At 43.1% G+C, this 16,992-nt stretch carries 19 protein-coding genes; 14 read left to right on the plus strand and 5 right to left on the minus strand.

All coding sequences use genetic code 11. The features are described from left to right. Positions 1-67 precede the first annotated feature (67 nt). Genes MHN32_RS18900 through hldE form a run of 3 tightly spaced genes read left to right on the plus strand, consistent with a single transcriptional unit; the run spans position 68 to position 3,595 of the window. The gene (locus MHN32_RS18900; protein ID WP_239422520.1) at positions 68-1,513 is read left to right on the plus strand and encodes a capsule assembly Wzi family protein; all 1,446 of its coding nucleotides are present in this window, start codon (positions 68-70) and stop codon (positions 1,511-1,513) included. Positions 1,514-1,553: 40 nt separating this feature from the next. Beyond that, positions 1,554-2,150, plus strand: coding sequence for an SIS domain-containing protein (locus tag MHN32_RS18905; protein WP_039491395.1), 597 nt, complete (start codon positions 1,554-1,556; stop codon positions 2,148-2,150). Further along, on the plus strand, positions 2,147-3,595 hold the full coding sequence (gene hldE / locus MHN32_RS18910; RefSeq protein ID WP_239422521.1) for a bifunctional D-glycero-beta-D-manno-heptose-7-phosphate kinase/D-glycero-beta-D-manno-heptose 1-phosphate adenylyltransferase HldE: 1,449 nt from the start codon (positions 2,147-2,149) through the stop codon (positions 3,593-3,595). The genes MHN32_RS18905 and hldE overlap by 4 nt, the downstream gene beginning before the upstream one ends. On the opposite strand, the gene MHN32_RS18915 is transcribed toward hldE, so the two are convergent. Further along, positions 3,592-4,305 (minus strand): 3-deoxy-D-manno-octulosonic acid kinase, encoded by a 714-nt coding sequence (locus MHN32_RS18915; RefSeq protein ID WP_239422522.1) that lies wholly within the window; start codon positions 4,303-4,305, stop codon positions 3,592-3,594. The genes hldE and MHN32_RS18915 overlap by 4 nt on opposite strands. Positions 4,306-4,412: 107 nt before the next feature. Here MHN32_RS18915 and MHN32_RS18920 point away from each other — a divergent pair, with 107 nt between their 5' ends. The 6 genes from MHN32_RS18920 (at position 4,413) to glpG (ending at position 9,764) form a co-directional block, all read left to right on the plus strand. Beyond that, positions 4,413-5,480 carry a glycosyltransferase family 9 protein gene (locus tag MHN32_RS18920; protein ID WP_239422523.1) on the plus strand — a complete coding sequence of 356 codons (1,068 nt, stop codon included), beginning with the start codon at positions 4,413-4,415 and terminating at the stop codon, positions 5,478-5,480. Continuing rightward, positions 5,473-6,027: a D-glycero-beta-D-manno-heptose 1,7-bisphosphate 7-phosphatase gene (gmhB, locus tag MHN32_RS18925; RefSeq protein ID WP_010607621.1), complete on the plus strand. Its 555-nt coding sequence runs from the start codon at positions 5,473-5,475 to the stop codon at positions 6,025-6,027. The genes MHN32_RS18920 and gmhB overlap by 8 nt, the downstream gene beginning before the upstream one ends. Before the next feature lie 225 nt (positions 6,028-6,252). Continuing rightward, positions 6,253-7,449 (plus strand): glycine C-acetyltransferase, encoded by a 1,197-nt coding sequence (locus tag MHN32_RS18930; protein WP_239422524.1) that lies wholly within the window; start codon positions 6,253-6,255, stop codon positions 7,447-7,449. A gap of 43 nt (positions 7,450-7,492) precedes the next feature. Continuing rightward, complete coding sequence (gene tdh, locus MHN32_RS18935) at positions 7,493-8,518, plus strand: L-threonine 3-dehydrogenase (RefSeq protein WP_010374618.1); 1,026 nt, start codon at positions 7,493-7,495, stop codon at positions 8,516-8,518. Positions 8,519-8,622: 104 nt separating this feature from the next. After that, entirely contained in the window at positions 8,623-8,940 is a 318-nt protein-coding gene (gene glpE / locus MHN32_RS18940; protein WP_010374619.1) for a thiosulfate sulfurtransferase GlpE, read from the plus strand. Then, on the plus strand, positions 8,937-9,764 hold the full coding sequence (glpG, locus tag MHN32_RS18945) for a rhomboid family intramembrane serine protease GlpG (RefSeq protein ID WP_010607623.1): 828 nt from the start codon (positions 8,937-8,939) through the stop codon (positions 9,762-9,764). Before glpE ends, glpG begins: the two co-directional genes overlap by 4 nt. A 53-nt stretch (positions 9,765-9,817) precedes the next feature. Here glpG and MHN32_RS18950 read toward each other — a convergent pair whose 3' ends face one another. Next, positions 9,818-10,213: a flagellar basal body-associated protein FliL gene (locus MHN32_RS18950; protein WP_010607624.1), complete on the minus strand. Its 396-nt coding sequence runs from the start codon at positions 10,211-10,213 to the stop codon at positions 9,818-9,820. 157 nt (positions 10,214-10,370) lie between these two features. Here MHN32_RS18950 and MHN32_RS18955 point away from each other — a divergent pair, with 157 nt between their 5' ends. Continuing rightward, positions 10,371-10,898 (plus strand): chorismate lyase, encoded by a 528-nt coding sequence (locus tag MHN32_RS18955; protein ID WP_227386861.1) that lies wholly within the window; start codon positions 10,371-10,373, stop codon positions 10,896-10,898. Then, a complete protein-coding gene (gene ubiA, locus MHN32_RS18960; RefSeq protein ID WP_010607626.1) occupies positions 10,891-11,754 on the plus strand; it encodes a 4-hydroxybenzoate octaprenyltransferase in 864 nt (287 codons plus the stop codon). The genes MHN32_RS18955 and ubiA overlap by 8 nt, the downstream gene beginning before the upstream one ends. Before the next feature lie 55 nt (positions 11,755-11,809). Here ubiA and MHN32_RS18965 read toward each other — a convergent pair whose 3' ends face one another. The 3 genes from MHN32_RS18965 to MHN32_RS18975 form a co-directional block, all read right to left on the minus strand. Then, positions 11,810-12,712, minus strand: a complete 903-nt coding sequence (locus MHN32_RS18965; RefSeq protein ID WP_010607627.1) for a LysR family transcriptional regulator — start codon at positions 12,710-12,712, stop codon at positions 11,810-11,812. 108 nt (positions 12,713-12,820) lie between these two features. Beyond that, positions 12,821-14,344: a DUF3369 domain-containing protein gene (locus MHN32_RS18970; protein WP_010607628.1), complete on the minus strand. Its 1,524-nt coding sequence runs from the start codon at positions 14,342-14,344 to the stop codon at positions 12,821-12,823. A gap of 58 nt (positions 14,345-14,402) precedes the next feature. Next, positions 14,403-14,801, minus strand: a complete 399-nt coding sequence (locus MHN32_RS18975; RefSeq protein WP_010374626.1) for a DUF2721 domain-containing protein — start codon at positions 14,799-14,801, stop codon at positions 14,403-14,405. 109 nt (positions 14,802-14,910) lie between these two features. On the opposite strand from MHN32_RS18975, the gene MHN32_RS18980 reads away from it, so the two are divergent. The 3 genes from MHN32_RS18980 to tsaD are packed head-to-tail and all read left to right on the plus strand — an operon-like array spanning position 14,911 to position 16,898. Continuing rightward, complete coding sequence (locus MHN32_RS18980) at positions 14,911-15,258, plus strand: DUF2007 domain-containing protein (RefSeq protein ID WP_239422525.1); 348 nt, start codon at positions 14,911-14,913, stop codon at positions 15,256-15,258. Beyond that, on the plus strand, positions 15,242-15,835 hold the full coding sequence (locus MHN32_RS18985; protein ID WP_010607630.1) for a YjaG family protein: 594 nt from the start codon (positions 15,242-15,244) through the stop codon (positions 15,833-15,835). Before MHN32_RS18980 ends, MHN32_RS18985 begins: the two co-directional genes overlap by 17 nt. A 49-nt stretch (positions 15,836-15,884) precedes the next feature. Then, positions 15,885-16,898, plus strand: coding sequence for a tRNA (adenosine(37)-N6)-threonylcarbamoyltransferase complex transferase subunit TsaD (tsaD, locus tag MHN32_RS18990; RefSeq protein ID WP_010607631.1), 1,014 nt, complete (start codon positions 15,885-15,887; stop codon positions 16,896-16,898). Positions 16,899-16,992 lie beyond the last annotated feature (94 nt).

Genomic DNA, 16,992 nt, shown 5'->3' on the forward strand with positions numbered 1-16,992 from the left:
TCAACAGATGCCTAGGGGCTTCTGGTTTGATAGTATCTAACGCATTATTAGTAATGGAATGACAAAAATGAATTTAGCTCGAGTGCTAGCTTGCTGTAGTTTATTGGCTTCGAATCTCGCTTTTGCAAGCCCCACAGCCTATTTACCCATTGGACAAGATCCATTGTTGGAATATCAAATCGATAAAATGTTTGCGTTGACCTCTGGCTCGCCGATGGCGAAGCCTTACCGTATCAGTGAAATTCAGATGAATTTGATAAAGCTTAGACACATTGACGCGACATTGCAGCAAAGCATAAGCCAAGGGATTGCACCTTACTTACAAGATGACGCACTAACGCAAAGATCTGTCACATTGCGTGTTGATAGTGGTGAGGAAAAACAAATCGCCAACGACAGAGGTAATTATAGTGGTGAATATGCCGAATTGGGAGTTGCTGGAGTATGGCGAGGAGGCGACTCGAGTATTCTACAAATAGGTGCTGAGTATCGAGTAGAAGCAGACAAGCTGGTGGCGTATAACACTTTTTACGGGCTATCTTATGGCAATTTACAGCTTAACCTAGGTTATAAAGAACATTGGTTCTCGCCATTTAAGCATTCAGCTCAGGTCTACTCTAATAACGCTAAAAATCGGCCTTCTATTTCATTGGGACTAGTTGTTCCACTAAAAAACTGGTGGAATTTTGATGTTGAATTGTTTTATTCAGAGTTAGATAAAGTCGAAAAGGGTATTCGTTTTCAAAATACATTGCATGATGGTACACCGAAAATTGCTGGTACACACTTTAGTATTGAACCAATCGATGGTTGGAAAGTAGGTATAAATCGTGTGCTACAATTTGGTGGAGGCCCAAGAAAGGTGGATTTTGAGGACTTTATTAAGGCCTATATAGACCCAGCTGGCAATGACAATAAAATCGGCGACCTGACTCAAGATGATGAACTTGGCGACCAATGGGCAACAATCACCACGAGCTTCACTACCAATTACGGTACCAGAGCACAATGGTATCTAGAGTATGGTGGTGAAGATACTAATAACCATAAGAACTATTTGTTTGGTAATACCGCGACTAGCGTGGGCGTTTTCCTACCGAATTTAAGTTCAACCACCTCATTACGCTATGAATTTACTGACATGGAAAGCCTTTGGTATGTCAATGAGATTTATCAAACGGAAGGCAATACGATTGATGGGTTTGGTGTGGGACACTTTGCTGCCAACCACCGCCGATTTGATGATGGCGCACCGACGCAGATCCATGTACTAGAAGGTACTTATCAAGCTGATTACCGTTCTTTATGGCGAGCTAAGCTGTCGGTTATCGATAATGAAAGTAAATACTTCAACGAATTAAATGAGCTTGGTGCTGAATATGAAACTGGTTATGAGTTTGAACTAGCACATATTGGCGAAGCTTATAGCAAGCAAGTAGAAACTAAATTAACCTTGGGTAAAGATGTCTTCGGTGAGAATTACACTTGGTTATCAGTCCATGTATACTGGTAGGTATCACGCGGGACAAGCATAGAATAGTTTAGGAACAAATATGTCATTGAATGAACAAGTAGCACAAAGCTACTTCGCAAGCTTACAGCGCCATGTTGATGTTTTTGAAACAATGGCAAACTATCACCAAGAATGTGTTGAGCTACTTGAAGCATGCCAAAGCACGTTAGCAGCCGGTGGTAAGGTCATTTGGTTTGGTAATGGTGGTAGCGCGGCAGATGCGCAGCACCTAGCTGCAGAATTTGTGGTGCGTTACAAATTAGAGCGCGGTCCTTTAGCTTCGATTGCATTAACTACCGACACCTCAATTTTGACCGCGCACAGCAATGACTATCACTTTGACTCAGTATTTGAACGTCAGGTTCAGGCACTTTGTAAACCAGAAGATATGGTGATTGGTTTAACCACATCAGGTACGAGCCCTAATATCAATTTGGCACTTCAAGCCGCAAATGAAATTGGCGCGTTTACCGTGGCATTGACAGGTAGAACTGGTGGCAAAGTGAAGGACATTGCTAAATTACCGATTATTATCGCAAACGATGAGACAGCGCGTATTCAAGAAGCGCATATGTTTATTGGTCACTGGCTATGCGAAGCGGTCGATATGCTCGTTGCGGCGGAGCAAAAAGCATGAAGTTAGCGGCGCTTCAACAGCTAAATAAAGCCAAGGTATTGGTGGTTGGCGATGTGATGTTGGATAGATACTGGCATGGAGATACTGGGCGCATTTCTCCTGAGGCTCCAGTGCCTGTGGTGAAAGTCAGCGCATTAGAAGACAAAGCTGGTGGTGCGGCGAACGTTGCCAAAAACATCGCTCACCTAGATGGTAAAGTGGGTTTGCTTGGACTTATCGGCGAAGATGACAATGGCAAAACGCTTGAGGCTATTCTTACCAAAGAAAATATTGAATCTAGCTTAGTTAACGTCGTTGAGCTGCCGACTATCGCAAAAATGCGTGTGATCAGCCGTCATCAGCAAGTGGTTAGACTCGATTTAGAAGAGCCCTTTCAGTTATCTCACAGTCAACTCTTGCTTGAGCGTCTAAAGCAAGAAGTTGATAAGTATGACTTTGTGTTGTTTAGCGACTACAACAAAGGCGCTTTGTGCGCCATTTCAGACATGATTGCGGTGGCTAAAGCTGCTGGTAAAACGGTACTTATCGACCCTAAAAATAGTGACTTGAGCCTCTATCAAGGTGCTGATTTTATTACGCCTAACTTAAACGAATTTAAACTCGCTGGTGGAGACACAAGTAGCGAAGAGGCACTCACCTCTAGTGCGCGCGAACTCCTTAAAACGTCAGGGATCGGCGCTATGTTGCTGACGCGCTCCGAGCAAGGCATGTCTTTGATAACCAATACTGAAAAGTTTGATTTCCCAGCTCAAGTACAGGAAGTAAGTGATGTTACGGGGGCTGGTGATACCGTGATCGCCACACTGACGACGATGTTAGGCGCTGGAATGTCTGCTAAAGACGCGGTGGAAGTAGCAAATATTGCCGCAGGTATTGCCGTGAGTAAGTTAGGTGCTGCAACGGTGTCACCGGAAGAGTTGAGTCGCAAGCTGGGTCAATATCTTAGAGAAACGGGCGAGCACTACCAAACGCCGTTTGAAGAAGTGCTTAAGCACATTACTTTTGCCAAGCAAAATGGCGAAACCATTGTATTTACCAACGGCTGCTTTGATATTCTCCATGCAGGACATGTGCGTTATTTAGCGCAAGCTAAAGCGATGGGTGACAGACTCGTCGTTGGGTTAAATAATGATGAATCGATCTCGCGCCTTAAAGGGCCTGAACGCCCAATTAATCCATTGAAAGAGCGGGCAATGGTGTTATCTGCACTCGCTTCTGTGGATTGGGTTATTCCGTTTGGCAGTATTGAAGAAAATGATACACCAGCTAAGTTGATAGAAATGGTCAGCCCTGACATTTTGGTCAAAGGTGGTGACTATAAAGTGGAAGATATTGCAGGTGCAGAGCATGTGCTTAATCAAGGTGGAAAAGTCGAGGTGTTAGCATTTTTGGATGGCTGCTCGACTTCCAATGTGATTAAAAAGGCACAGTTACAAAAAAGTTAACGTGCGCTGTGATAGGCTTGCATCAATACTTGCCATTGATTTTCATCAAAATAAAAGGTCGGCCATTTGCCGGCCTCTTTTTTAAATGAACGTTGCAAACGCTCCATGTTTGCGTGCTGCCAACTTGAGTTTGGCTGCATGATTTTGCCCTTATCAAAATCAATTAGAAATACTTTGCCGTTGGTATCAAACAAAATATTGTTGATGTTCAAATCATCGTGATAGGCACCGGCTTGGTGAAACTGAGCAACGGTGTGGCCGATACTTTCCAGTTCATTTGTACTAAGCGTTCTTGCTTGCAAAATTTCGCAAACACTGGTGGCATCAGACACCGCTTCGGTCAAAATATCTGCACGATAAATACCAAAATGAAGCGATATTCTTGCGCCAAGTGGTGTTGGGACTGGTAAACCTTGTAGTTGTAGTTGCTCTAGCAAAGCAAACTCTTGATATACGCGAGTATTTTCTAGTTTGGTAAAAATATATTGATCACTCAACAGCTTGCCGATTAAGCCACCACGATAATAGTGCTTAAGTACCGCAACGCTTTGATTAAACCGCACGAACCACGCCGTTGCTCGGCCTTCTTTCGAGCCGACAATCGCATTATTTTTCTGCCAATATTCAGGGTCAAACATTTCTTCTGAAACATCATAATCTAGGGTTGAAGGCGTTAGTAAATAGCTATGCGGCTGTTTGGTGATTTGCACAATATAGGATTCTTAAGAGTCAATTGTGACATTCTAACTATTTTTCATCCTCAGTGAAACTTGCAAACTTGTTTGATTAATTTAAGATCAAGCGCTTGTTACTTTCCATGAGAACTATTGTTTTGAGCAAATCCTTGACCTCTATTTGTATTTTGCGACTTTCTGCGATTGGCGACGTGTGCCATGCAGTGAGTGCTGTACAGGCGATCCAACGTGCACATCCGCAAGCGAAAATAACGTGGGTGATAGGTAAAGTGGAAGCCATGTTACTGGCTGACCTACCCGGTGTTGAGCTCGTCGTATTTGACAAAAAGCAGGGTAAAGCCGCGCTCAAGGCGTTAAAGGCAAAGTTCAAAGGGCAAAAGTTTGACGTATTACTACATATGCAGGTTGCGTTAAGAGCCAACCTTGTTGCGCGAGTTATTCCTGCAAAGCAAAAGATAGGCTTTGATAAAGGGCGCTCAAAAGAGTTACACAGTTTGTTTATTAACAAGCGGATCGCACCTCAACAGTCGCCACATGTGCTCGAAGGTTTCCAAAACTTTGCCCGTGCAATTGGTGCTGAGTGCGGTGAGCCAACATGGCAGATGCCAGTGACGGCAGCTCATCAAGCTGCGGCAAAATCACTGTTGCCCGAAGGGAAAGTGTTTGTGATATCGCCTGCGGCGAGTAAAGCCGAGCGCAATTGGCTTCCTGAGCGTTATGCTAGGGTTGCAGATCATGCTGCTGAATTGGGGTTTCAGGTAGTGATAACGGGTGGCCCAACGGAGCTTGAGCAAAATTTAGCAGCCGAAATTCAAAAACACAGTCAAGCTGAGTTATTAAACTTAGTGGGAAAAACTGACTTGAAAACCCTACTTTGTGTGTTGGAGCAAGCCGAATTGGTGCTAGCACCTGATACCGGGCCTGCTCATATGGCCGTGACAGTTGGAACGCCGGTGATAGGTTTGTATGCTCACTCCAACCCAACTCGTACAGGGCCATACCTGTATCAAGACTATGTAGTTGAGGTTTATCATCAAAACCTCATTGCACAAAAGGGTAAAACTGCTGAGCAATTACCCTGGGGAACACGGGTAAAAGGTAGCGAACTCATGTCTCAAATTTCCGTTGATGCAGTAATTACGATGTTTGATCGGGTAATAAAAGATCAGGGGATTGTGACCAATGCATAAGGCTGTATTTTTAGATAGAGACGGCGTTGTTAATAAAGATCACGCCTATGTTCATAAAATCGCGGATTTTGAGTTTATCGATGGGGTATTCAGTGCCTGCCAAGCATTTAGCAAAGCCGGTTATAAAATTGTGGTCGTGACGAATCAGTCGGGCATTGGCCGAGGTTACTACGATGAAGCACAATTTCACGCGTTAAGCGAGTGGATGTGCGCGCAGTTTATGGCGCATGGTGTTGACATCGCTGGTGTTTATTTTTGTCCTCACCACCCTGAAAAGGCACAAGGCCCATATAAAGTAGAGTGTGACTGTCGTAAACCAGAACCCGGGATGCTGCTGCAAGCGATAGCCGAGCATGACTTGGATCCTACGCATAGTATTATGATTGGTGACAAAGTCTCAGACATCAAGGCTGCCCGCGCTGCTGGCGTAAAAACAGCCATTTTAGTTGAGTCTGGGCAGAGCTTTAGTCAAGAGCAACAACAGCTCGCGGATAAAGTATGTGCGTCGTTGGCGGAGGTACCAGCCGCACTATGTTTGTCTGAGTAAAATAAAGTTTGCTGCCAGTTGTCGCAAATCGTGCATTTATTGTGTGAACCTTTTAAAATAAAGATATCTTTTAATGTACCAGGTATGATTGAATTGGTACGTTCCAATTAACTTGAGCTAATTAATATAGAATAAGCCCAAGCGTTAACTTCTGATAGTGAGAATGACAACCGCCTATGGCGATGCGTAGCTTACTATCACCGTGCAAAAAATGGAGACTCCCAGATGAGAGCATCGGCCTTCTACAGCCAGCTTCAGCAACAAATTGAAGAAGTAAAAGCTGAAGGATTATATAAAAAAGAGCGTATTATCACTTCTCAGCAGCAAGCTGAAATTGCAGTATCGACTGGCGAAAGTGTAATTAACTTCTGTGCAAACAACTATCTAGGTTTGGCGAATCACCCAGAGCTAATTAAAGCGGCGCAGGGCGGCCTTGATGACCATGGTTTTGGTGTCGCGTCGGTGCGCTTTATCTGTGGTACGCAAGATATTCACAAAACGCTTGAAGCAAAGATCAGTGAATTTTTAGAAACGGAAGATACTATCCTTTACTCTTCATGCTTTGATGCCAATGCTGGTTTATTCGAAACTATCTTAGGCCCTGAAGATGCAATTATCTCGGACTCATTAAATCACGCTTCCATCATTGATGGTGTGCGTTTATGTAAAGCTAAGCGTTTCCGCTATGCTAACAACGATATGGCTGATCTTGAGCAGCAGTTAATTGCTGCTGATGAAGCTGGTGTGAAAACCAAGCTTATCGCCACCGATGGCGTATTCTCAATGGATGGCGTTATTTGTAACTTAAAAGCGGTTTGTGACTTAGCGGATAAGTACGACGCTTTAGTGATGGTTGATGATTCACACGCGGTGGGTTTTGTTGGTGAAAATGGCCGCGGAACACCGGAATACTGTGGTGTATTAGACAGAGTGGATATTATTACAGGAACGCTTGGTAAAGCACTTGGCGGTGCATCGGGCGGTTACACCTCTGGTAAGAAAGAAATCGTAGAGTGGTTACGTCAGCGTTCACGTCCTTATTTATTCTCAAACTCGCTATCGCCTTCAATTGTTACAGCTTCAATCAAAGTACTAGACATGATGAAAGAAGGCGATGCCCTACGTGCTAAACTATGGGATAACGCAGCTTATTTCCGTACTAAGATGGAAGCTGTTGGCTTTACTTGTGCGGGTAAAGATCACGCTATTATTCCGGTTATGTTAGGCGATGCCAAAGTAGCCTCAGAAATGGCTGACAGACTGCTAGCTGAAGGGATCTATGTGATCGGTTTCTCTTATCCTGTCGTGCCAAAAGGTCAAGCTAGGATCAGAACACAAATTTCAGCTGCGCATACAACTGAGCAGCTAGACAAAGCAATCGAAGCCTTTACCCGTATTGGTAAAGACCTAGGCGTCATTTAATTTTGCCACCGGCTTAAGCCGGTGCAGCTAACGAGCGAATACTATGAAAGCATTATCCAAGTTGAAAGCTGAAGAAGGAATTTGGATGGCGGATGTGCCAAAACCGGAAGTAGGGCACAACGATCTATTGATCAAAATCCGTAAAACAGCAATTTGTGGTACCGACGTACACATCTACAAATGGGATGAGTGGGCACAAAACACGATCCCAACTCCAATGGTTGTGGGACACGAATACGTAGGTGAAGTGGTCGATATGGGCCAAGAGGTGCGTGGTTTTAGCATTGGCGACCGAGTCTCTGGTGAAGGTCATATCACATGTGGTCATTGTCGTAATTGTCGTGCTGGTCGTGTTCACCTATGTCGTAACACCATTGGTGTAGGCGTTAACCGCGAAGGTTCATTTGCAGAATACCTAGTTATTCCTGCTTATAATGCGTTTAAGATCCCTGACAACATTTCAGATGAACTCGCTTCTATCTTCGACCCATTCGGTAATGCAGTGCACACCGCATTGTCGTTTGACTTAGTTGGTGAAGACGTCCTCATTACTGGTGCGGGTCCAATTGGTATTATGGCTGCGGCAGTGGCGAAACACGTTGGTGCGCGTCATGTGGTGATCACAGATGTAAACGAATATCGCCTTGAGCTAGCCACTAAAATGGGTGCTACGCGAGCAGTAAATGTTGCCAGTGAAAGCCTCGAAACGGTTATGAAAGATCTTGGTATGACAGAAGGGTTCGATGTTGGGCTTGAAATGTCAGGTGTTCCTTCAGCATTTAAAGGCATGTTAAACAGCATGAACCATGGTGGTAAGATTGCAATGCTGGGCATTCCTCCTTCTGACATGGCGGTGGATTGGAACCAAGTGATCTTCAAGGGTCTAGTGATCAAGGGGATTTACGGCCGTGAAATGTTTGAAACTTGGTACAAAATGGCAAGTTTGATCCAGTCAGGCTTAAACCTTGACCCAATCATTACACATCAGTTCCATGTTGATGACTTCCAGACTGGCTTTGATACGATGATTTCAGGGCAATCAGGTAAAGTGATTCTGAATTGGGATTAATGCTCAACTTTGCTTAGTGCATGAATGAGTAGTTATAATAGAAAGACGGCTAGGTCGATAAGGCTTAAGCCGTCTTTTATTTTTTAGTTTTAAATGGGTAACACATGTCTTTTAAACATATTTCAGTAGCAGACACACAAGCGCTTTTAGGCAATGATGATGTAGTGGTAGCAGACATCCGCGATGAAAATACTTTTGCACAAGGGCATATTCCAGGCGCTGAACATTTATCTAACGCTAATCTTGCACATTTCATGCAGGAGAAAGAGTTTGACCAACCCATTGTTGTGGTGTGTTATCACGGGATCTCCTCACAAGGCGCTGCTAACTACCTAGTTGAGCAAGGCTTTGAAGATGTTTACAGTATGGATGGCGGTTTTACGCAGTGGGCGAGTGAATTGCCAAACGAGATTGAAAAGTGAAGTTAATAGCCCATTATCACAATGCACGACTAGCACAAGGTGCGGTCGATTATTTTAAGACGCAAGGGGTTTATTGTGTTTTGCAAAGTCACGATGGGCAACAAGTTGAAGTTTGGCTAGAGCGTGGTGATGAAGCGCTTGCTATGCGTCTTTGGCAAACGTTTTTGGAGCAACCTGAGGCTGAACTATATCAAGCGGCTTCTTGGCAAACCGGAAGTACACAGGGGTTATTTAGCTACCAAGGCCAAAACTTAAACTTAGTAAAGCGCTTTTTGGGATTGAACTGGTTATTACAGGGCGTTTTTGGTGTCAGTATTATTATTTTTGTCGCCATGTTATTTGGTGACGCTAATGGCATCTTTTCTGCGCTACGTTTCTCCCTAGATAAACCTTGGACTTGGATAGCGCCTACACTGATACATTTTAGCGCCATACATTTGATTTTTAATTTAAGCTGGTGGTTACACCTTGGCGCGCAAATTTCAGAGAAACTAGGGCTCTGGGCGTTAGTTTGCATCTACTTTGTAACCGGCTTAACCAGTAATTTTATGCAGTACCTATTTGTTGACGCTAATTTTGGTGGACTAAGTGGCGTGGTCTACGGACTACTAGGCTTTTGCTGGGTAATTGGTCATCGAAATCCTGCCGGAGCCGCTTTGGTCTCTAAGCCTGTTATTGGTTTTATGCTGCTTTGGATGCTGTTTGGATTTACGGATATGTTTTTCATCAACATGGCTAACTGGGCACATTTGTTCGGACTGCTATCAGGTATGTTGGTTGCGGTATTTTGGCCTATCAACAGGCAACTCAAAGAGAATAGCTAGTTACTTCGAACTCGGAATCTAGCGCTTCCGAGTTCTTGTATGAGTTGATTCGGTTAGTGATATAAATATTTGGTAAAAAGCACATCTCGAACAATTTCCTGCCCAGTTTCTTCTTTTAGCAATGTCTTTAGCTTTTCAGCACAGCGCTTTCTGATTTCTTCTCTGCCAGTTAATGACTTAATGGTTTCTTCGTTTTCTTTACTCAGGATCTGTACAATTGCATCTCTTAGTAAAGGTGTATGGTGCTCAACCACGGCAATATTCGCAACGTCATTCAGCATTAGGTCAACGGTGACTCGGACATAGCCAAGCTTTTTATTAGATTGGCCTATGTAGTTCGTGATGATATCTGGCTCAAACCCGAAATACCCAATAGTTGAATCCGCTTTTACAGGGGAAGCCGCGGTTAATGCAATGCACAAAGTGAGTACAACAGCCAACAGTCTCATGTTTTATCAGGTATCCTAATGCAAGTTACTTTTTACTTAGTTTATACATAATTGCGTTGATTTTACAGTTGGCTTCAGCACAAACATAAACTTTTTAGAAAGCCTCTGCTCTGCTATTATGACCGCGGATTTTTAAAACGGAAATAGAACGTTGCCTTTGCAATTACCCTTAGAGCTCCCCTGGCTGAAGAGCACACAGTTGGTGGATGTTGAGCCAGCACTTTCTTCTTATTTACTAGAGACCCAATCTCTAACCGCAAAATTGAAAGAAACTTGTGATAAATTTTCTGTGACTGTGCTTGCTAATGAGTTCAGGAGCGCTCCAGATGCGTTACGTACAGATCTTTCTGAACAGGTTTGGTGCCGAGAAGTAACGCTAAATTGTAACGGTAAAGCAGCTGTGTTTGGACAAAGTTGGCTCAATGAGGACGCATGTACTGTCGGAATGGATGCAATTGGTGAGACGCCGTTAGGTGAGTTACTGTTTACTGATTCAAATTGGCAGCGCGGAACCCTTGAGTATCTTCGTTTAGCTACTTCAGACTATCCAGCGCTGATTGAGCTTATTGCACCCACCACTGGCGTCGTCCCAGAGCGTTTATTTGCCAGAAGAAGCTGGTTTAAAAACGGTAAAGCAAAGATTTTAGTTTGTGAAGTCTTTATATCGGAAAGCTTTTATGATTGAACACCAGAAATGGCAGGCTTACAGCCAACTTATGCGATTAGATAAGCCAATCGGAACTTTACTATTATTGTGGCCAACACTTTGGTCACTGTGGTTTGCAGCTGAAGGTATTCCAAGTATCTGGCTTATTGTTACTTTTGCACTTGGTGTATTTCTAATGCGAAGTGCGGGCTGTGTTATCAACGATTTCGCCGATCGCAAGGTTGATGGGGCTGTAAAGCGTACGGCGACAAGACCGCTTGCAAGGGGGGCCGTGACGAGTAAAGAAGCGCTAGGACTATTTTCTATTTTGGTAACGCTAGCTTTTATTCTGGTGCTTTTTTTAAACTGGCAGACTATTGCATTATCGTTTGGTGCACTTGTGTTGGCTTCTGTCTATCCTTTCATGAAGCGTTATACAAACTTACCTCAAATCGTACTTGGGGCTGCTTTTAGCTGGGCGATACCGATGGCCTTTATGGCAGTAAATCAGAATGTGCCAGTACTTGCTTGGGTGTTGTTTGCTGCGAATTTAATTTGGACGGTCGCTTATGACACCATGTACGCCATGGTAGATAGGGATGATGATTTGAAGATTGGGGTAAAGTCTACTGCGATTTTATTCGGAAAATGGGATCTCCACATTATTGCGTTGCTCAACATCACATTTATCGCGATGATGGCGGCAGTTGGTGTAACGTTTGATTTAAACCTCGCTTTTTGGTGTGGCTTACTCGCAGCCTCTGTGCTGCTTGTTAAGCAACAATATGCCATACGCAATAGAGATAGAGACAGATGTTTTTGGGCTTTTTTAAACAATAATTATGTTGGCTTGGCGATTTTTGTAGGGGTCGTGTTGGGGTTTTTACCGTTCTAAAGCCGGTTATTAAAAACGGGCAAGTAATACAGATTATTTGCCCGTTTTTTTGCAACTAATAAGTTACTGTTTTTTTGCTAGATGAAGATGCTGCATCTTCGATTAGCTCAAGCAAGTGATTTATATGTGCATTTGAACCAATTTGATGATTGGTTTGTACAATCAATTGCTCTCTATCCAATGCCTTATTGGTTTTTAAGAAAACTAAGTTAGGATCTTGTGCGATGGTTTTGGAATGCTCAATGCTAGCAATTGCGAAACTGTTGCTATTCTTTAAGCCATCAATTACTTGCTCAATATTACCAATTTTAACGCTGGTTGATTTGTTTAGCGAATCAACGGCTTCATTAAGCATACCTTGAACTTGCTTTGATTGGGAAAAGCACCCATACATAGGATATTGCGTTAATTCAGCTTTTCTAATGCTGTCTTGGTTTGCTAGAGGGTGGTTTCTAGAAACAAACAAAACTAGCTGATCGGGTAGGTGAATATCGCTCACTATGCTATTTGCGCTTTGTAAATATACGCTAATATCAATTTCACCAAGTTGCAGCTTGCGAGTAAGCTCCAACTCATCTTGTAACTGCATCTCGATTTTTACATTAGGATACTGAGCTAAAAACTGACCGCAAGAAACTGGCACAATGCTACTTGCTTGTGTTGTATAACCAATAATTAACTTCTGGTTATCGCGACCAAACAAACTTTGCTTGATGGTTTTCTTGGTTAGGTCGAGTTCTGATAGCGTCGTTTTACAATACTTTAAGAACAGTTCACCTTGCTCAGTTAATTTTACTGAACGCGTTGAACGTTTAACGAGTTCACAACCTATTTCATCTTCAAGGGTTTGGATGCTTCGGGTAAGCGCTGAAGTACTGATCTGGGTTTGTTCTGCGGCTTGTCTAAAATGTCTTAAATTACCTAATGCTACGAACTGCTCGAGTTGTTCAAATCTCATGTGAAATTCCTTTTAATTTCAACTAAAACACATTTACTACGTCTTTTCCCAATAGTAATACACAAAACGAGAAAAAGAAAGTGAAGTTTTTACATTCTGATTACAAAGTTAGTCAGGATACCTGTCACGTATCTCAATAAATTGTTCCAGATTATTTAGAAAAAGGTCAACTAATTTGGGGTCAAATTGTTTTCCTCTTTCTTTATTGAGTAATTCAATTATCTTTTCCAGCGGCCAAGCGGGCTTATAACAACGCTCGCTGCCCAGTGCATCAAAGACATCCGCCAGTGCTGTGATCCTCCCGACAATGTTTATTTGCTCAGCTTTCAAGCCGTTTGGATACCCAGAGCCATCCCACTTTTCGTGATGTTGATGCGCAATTAACGCACCACATTGCAGAATCTCATTTGTTGAATTTTTTAAGATTTCAAACCCTTGCTGTGCGTGAGTTTGCATAATTATCCATTCTTCATCAGTGAGTTTTCCGGGTTTATTCAGGATTTGATCTGGAATACTGATTTTGCCAATATCATGGAGCGGAGAGGCGAGTTTGATAATTTCTGCATGGTAGTGAGAAAGTCCATAAAGCTGGGCTAAAAGCATACTATAATGTGCCACGCGTTTTACGTGGGAGCCTGTTTCTTTCGAGCGTTTTTCGACGGCTTCACCCAAAATATAAGAAAGCTCTTTTTGAGAGTCTTTGACGGTTTCACGCAACTTTAAGTTGTCGTAGGCTAGCGCTATATTGTTTGCAAAAAATTCAAGTAGCTGGAAATCCATGCTATGAAGATCGCTATCCTTACTCACATAAATCATCGTTTCACTGCCTTCTCGGGAAGGGAAGTAGCCGATATATTCATTGCGGGTCTTCATAGATGATTTTTTGTTGTGCGTTTCTATAAATAAATTTTGTACATTCTCTGGCAAAGTTACATTACTTGGCTCTACGCCTGCACCAGAGGCTGCTAGTAACTTAAATTTTGTGGGCTCATTAGCTTGATGATTTACTGCTGCTGCACAGTATATTTCCGAATCTGATAATCCCATTACAGCGGATACATGGGATAATATAGTTGATGCAAAATCCTGAATATTGCTACACTTTAAAAAATTCGAAGATGCATCAATAATGCGTTCGAGTCCCATTTTGTGCTTTTCGATGGTTTGAATATCCCGATGAGCGCGTAAAGCAGAATAGAGCAGCGTTTTTAACTTGACGGCAGTGAGTTCGGTTTTGTTCTTATAGTCATTAATATCGTAATCGCGAATAACCGATTCTTCCGGTGCTTCACCTGGCTGCCCTGTGCGCAGCACAAGGCGAATATCAAAGTTTTCTAAGTCATCACGGATATATCGCACTAAATCAAGCCCTGCATGATTACTTTCCATTACGACATCAATAAGGCCTACAGAAATATTCTGCTCCGTGTCCAAGATGACTTTTGCTTCTTGTGCTGAGTAGGCATGATGAAATCTCAATGCTTTATTCTCAAACTTAAAGCCGGACAACACCAGCTTAGTCACTTGGTGAATGTCTTCTTCATCGTCTACAACCAGAATATCCCAGTAGGTATCGGCCATTTGATTTATTGGGCTTTCTAGCACTTCATCTGAGAACAAAAATCCGCTCACAGATTGCTCCTCTTTTTATGCTGACTCAACGTTAGTATAGTCGGCAGTAACAAGGCCGCTAATCTTGTTGAGGTTTTTTCTCGATATTTTGCAATTCTAGTTCGATTGCATCGCAAGAAATGTGGATTTCATAAAGAGAAAGTAGCAATGATAAGGTTAGGCTACAGAGACTCGCACCAAATAATGTTACGCCAAGTAAGGATATTTCAAGGAACAAGGCAAACATTGAAGACGTACAAAGTAAAAACGCAATTACGCCCCATACTTGCATTCGTCTGATTAATCTAATTCGTTTCCTTAAGTTTTCGATTTGCGCTTTAACCAAGGATCTTATGGTGTCGCCTTCTCGAGCGTTTAATTCACGGATCAATTGTGCGAGTACCAAAAAGCGATTGGTGTAAGCGAGCAGTAATAAAGAAATTGCTGGGAATAATAGGCCCGGTGTTGTTAGAGTCATAGTCGTATTTTAATGGAATAGCTTGATGTTTAAGTGTGATGATAATGAATGATTTTATCAAGAAACAAATGAGCACATTGAGTGCTAATTCAATAGTGAAGATAATGCAATGAGTGAACAATCTTTTCATTGGGTGCAATTGTGCGCTATCAGCGGCTTTGTTGAAGCGCATTTACTCAAAGGTCAACTAGAACAAGCGAATATTCAGGTTCGCTTACAAGGTGAGCATTTGTCAGGTGCTATTGGTGAAATTCCAGCAGAGCAAGCTGCCATCAAGCTCTTTGTTTATGCAATAAAGTTACCCGAGGCTCAGGAAATATTGGTAAACTATAACAAATCACGTCATCACAGTGCCGCCGAGCTGTCGGATTGGCTATGTAACCACTGTGCAGAATTAAATGGACCAGCGTTTGAATATTGCTGGCAATGTGGAAATAAGCATGAGCAAAGCAAATAACTTTCAAAGAATTAGAGAGTTAAATTATCTTCAAAAGGCAGTCTTAGGTGCTGCTATTATTGAGCGTATGTTGCCAAATTATTCATTATTTAGTGAGGCTACGGGTTTTGGCGACGAGCAAGTTCTCAGAAATGCGCTGAATTTAATCTGGGAGAAAATATTACTGCCAAAGAGCAAAATTAGCTTAGAAAAGCTGGTTGAAAAGGTTGAACCAAATGTACCTGAGCTCAGTGAGTTCGATATGTTTGGTACCTATCCCGCAATCGATGTAGCGACAGCGCTGTTAGGCATGTTGCAAGGCCTAATGACAAAAGATGAACATGAGTTTGTAAGCGTTGCCAAAATTTCTCAGGCAACGGTAGCTAAATACATCGAGTTTATGTTGATGGCGGAAGATATATCTCCAACAAATGAGTTAGTGCGTGAACACCCGCAGATGCAATATGAAATTGAAATCCTCGCTGAGCTTATCGAACACGTGGAAAATATGGGGCGTATTAGCAGCGACTCGGTGAAGTCGCTAAAGGCCTTGGCACTAGCTGACGGCCAAACAAATATTGGTTTGGAACTTGAGTAGCTGATTTCGTATAATCAGCGGCTGCAGTAAAGAGTTTGGAGAAAGTAACTTGCGTATTTTGGGTATAGAATCCTCATGTGATGAGACGGGTATTGCTATTTATGATGATGAGCAAGGGCTGTTGGCACATCAATTATATTCTCAGGTAAAAGTACACGCCGATTATGGTGGGGTAGTGCCTGAACTTGCTTCTCGTGATCATGTACGCAAAACGATCCCTCTTATTGAAGCTGCTTTCGCGCAAGCGGGTTGCGGTCCTGAAGACCTTGATGGCATTGCTTATACCGCAGGGCCGGGTTTGGTCGGTGCTCTGTTAGTTGGCACCTCAATTGGTCGCTCGTTAGCATTTGGTTGGGGGATCCCAGCCGTTGCCGTACATCATATGGAAGGCCATTTGCTTGCCCCTATGCTTGAAGACGATAAACCAGAGTTCCCATTCGTCGCGCTGCTAGTCTCTGGTGGTCATACCATGATGGTCAAAGTCTCAGGTATCGGTGAGTATGAGGTACTTGGTGAGTCAGTGGATGATGCCGCTGGTGAAGCATTTGATAAAACTGCCAAGCTACTCGGCCTTGATTACCCTGGCGGCCCAATGCTTGCGAAAATGGCGACACAGGGTCAAGCAGGGCGATTTACTTTTCCAAAACCGATGACAGACAGACCAGGTCTGGATTTTAGTTTCAGTGGATTAAAAACCGCAGCGGCAAACACGATCCGTAATGAAGGCGATGATGAGCAAACGAAAGCAGATATCGCTCATGCCTTTCAAACTGCGGTCGTAGAAACACTAGCGATTAAGTGCAAGCGGGCACTGAAAGAAACAGGCATTAAAAGCCTTGTGATTGCAGGTGGCGTCAGCGCCAATACAGAACTTAGGCAAAAGCTTGAGCGCATGATGCTTGGTATGAAAGGGCGAGTTTATTATCCGCGCACTGAATTTTGTACAGACAATGGGGCGATGATAGCTTATGCAGGAATGCAGCGCCTAAAAGCAGGTCAGCATGCGCCACTTGATATGAAGACTAAGCCACGTTGGCCGCTGGATAGTCTAGAAAAAGTCTAGGGTCTGTTGATCTTTGCTGTTTGATTTTTGTTCTCCTGAGTGTGTTTTGGTCGCGACGCTCGACTTGCCGCCTAGTAATCTAGGCAAAAGTTGA

The sequence above is a fragment of the Pseudoalteromonas sp. Of11M-6 genome, from assembly GCF_022347905.1.
Classification (GTDB): Bacteria; Pseudomonadota; Gammaproteobacteria; order Enterobacterales; family Alteromonadaceae; genus Pseudoalteromonas.

Excerpts from the sequence above, each read along its gene's own strand:
- MHN32_RS18900 (WP_239422520.1), top strand. The coding sequence starts at position 68 with ATGAATTTAGCTCGAGTGCTAGCTTGCTGTAGTTTATTGGCTTCGAAT.
- MHN32_RS18905 (WP_039491395.1), top strand. The coding sequence starts at position 1,554 with ATGTCATTGAATGAACAAGTAGCACAAAGCTACTTCGCAAGCTTACAG.
- hldE (WP_239422521.1), top strand. The coding sequence starts at position 2,147 with ATGAAGTTAGCGGCGCTTCAACAGCTAAATAAAGCCAAGGTATTGGTG.
- MHN32_RS18920 (WP_239422523.1), top strand. The coding sequence starts at position 4,413 with ATGAGAACTATTGTTTTGAGCAAATCCTTGACCTCTATTTGTATTTTG.
- gmhB (WP_010607621.1), top strand. The coding sequence starts at position 5,473 with ATGCATAAGGCTGTATTTTTAGATAGAGACGGCGTTGTTAATAAAGAT.
- MHN32_RS18930 (WP_239422524.1), top strand. The coding sequence starts at position 6,253 with ATGAGAGCATCGGCCTTCTACAGCCAGCTTCAGCAACAAATTGAAGAA.
- tdh (WP_010374618.1), top strand. The coding sequence starts at position 7,493 with ATGAAAGCATTATCCAAGTTGAAAGCTGAAGAAGGAATTTGGATGGCG.
- glpE (WP_010374619.1), top strand. The coding sequence starts at position 8,623 with ATGTCTTTTAAACATATTTCAGTAGCAGACACACAAGCGCTTTTAGGC.
- MHN32_RS18950 (WP_010607624.1), bottom strand. The coding sequence starts at position 10,213 with ATGAGACTGTTGGCTGTTGTACTCACTTTGTGCATTGCATTAACCGCG.
- ubiA (WP_010607626.1), top strand. The coding sequence starts at position 10,891 with ATGATTGAACACCAGAAATGGCAGGCTTACAGCCAACTTATGCGATTA.
- MHN32_RS18965 (WP_010607627.1), bottom strand. The coding sequence starts at position 12,712 with ATGAGATTTGAACAACTCGAGCAGTTCGTAGCATTAGGTAATTTAAGA.
- MHN32_RS18975 (WP_010374626.1), bottom strand. The coding sequence starts at position 14,801 with ATGACTCTAACAACACCGGGCCTATTATTCCCAGCAATTTCTTTATTA.
- MHN32_RS18980 (WP_239422525.1), top strand. The coding sequence starts at position 14,911 with ATGAGTGAACAATCTTTTCATTGGGTGCAATTGTGCGCTATCAGCGGC.
- MHN32_RS18985 (WP_010607630.1), top strand. The coding sequence starts at position 15,242 with ATGAGCAAAGCAAATAACTTTCAAAGAATTAGAGAGTTAAATTATCTT.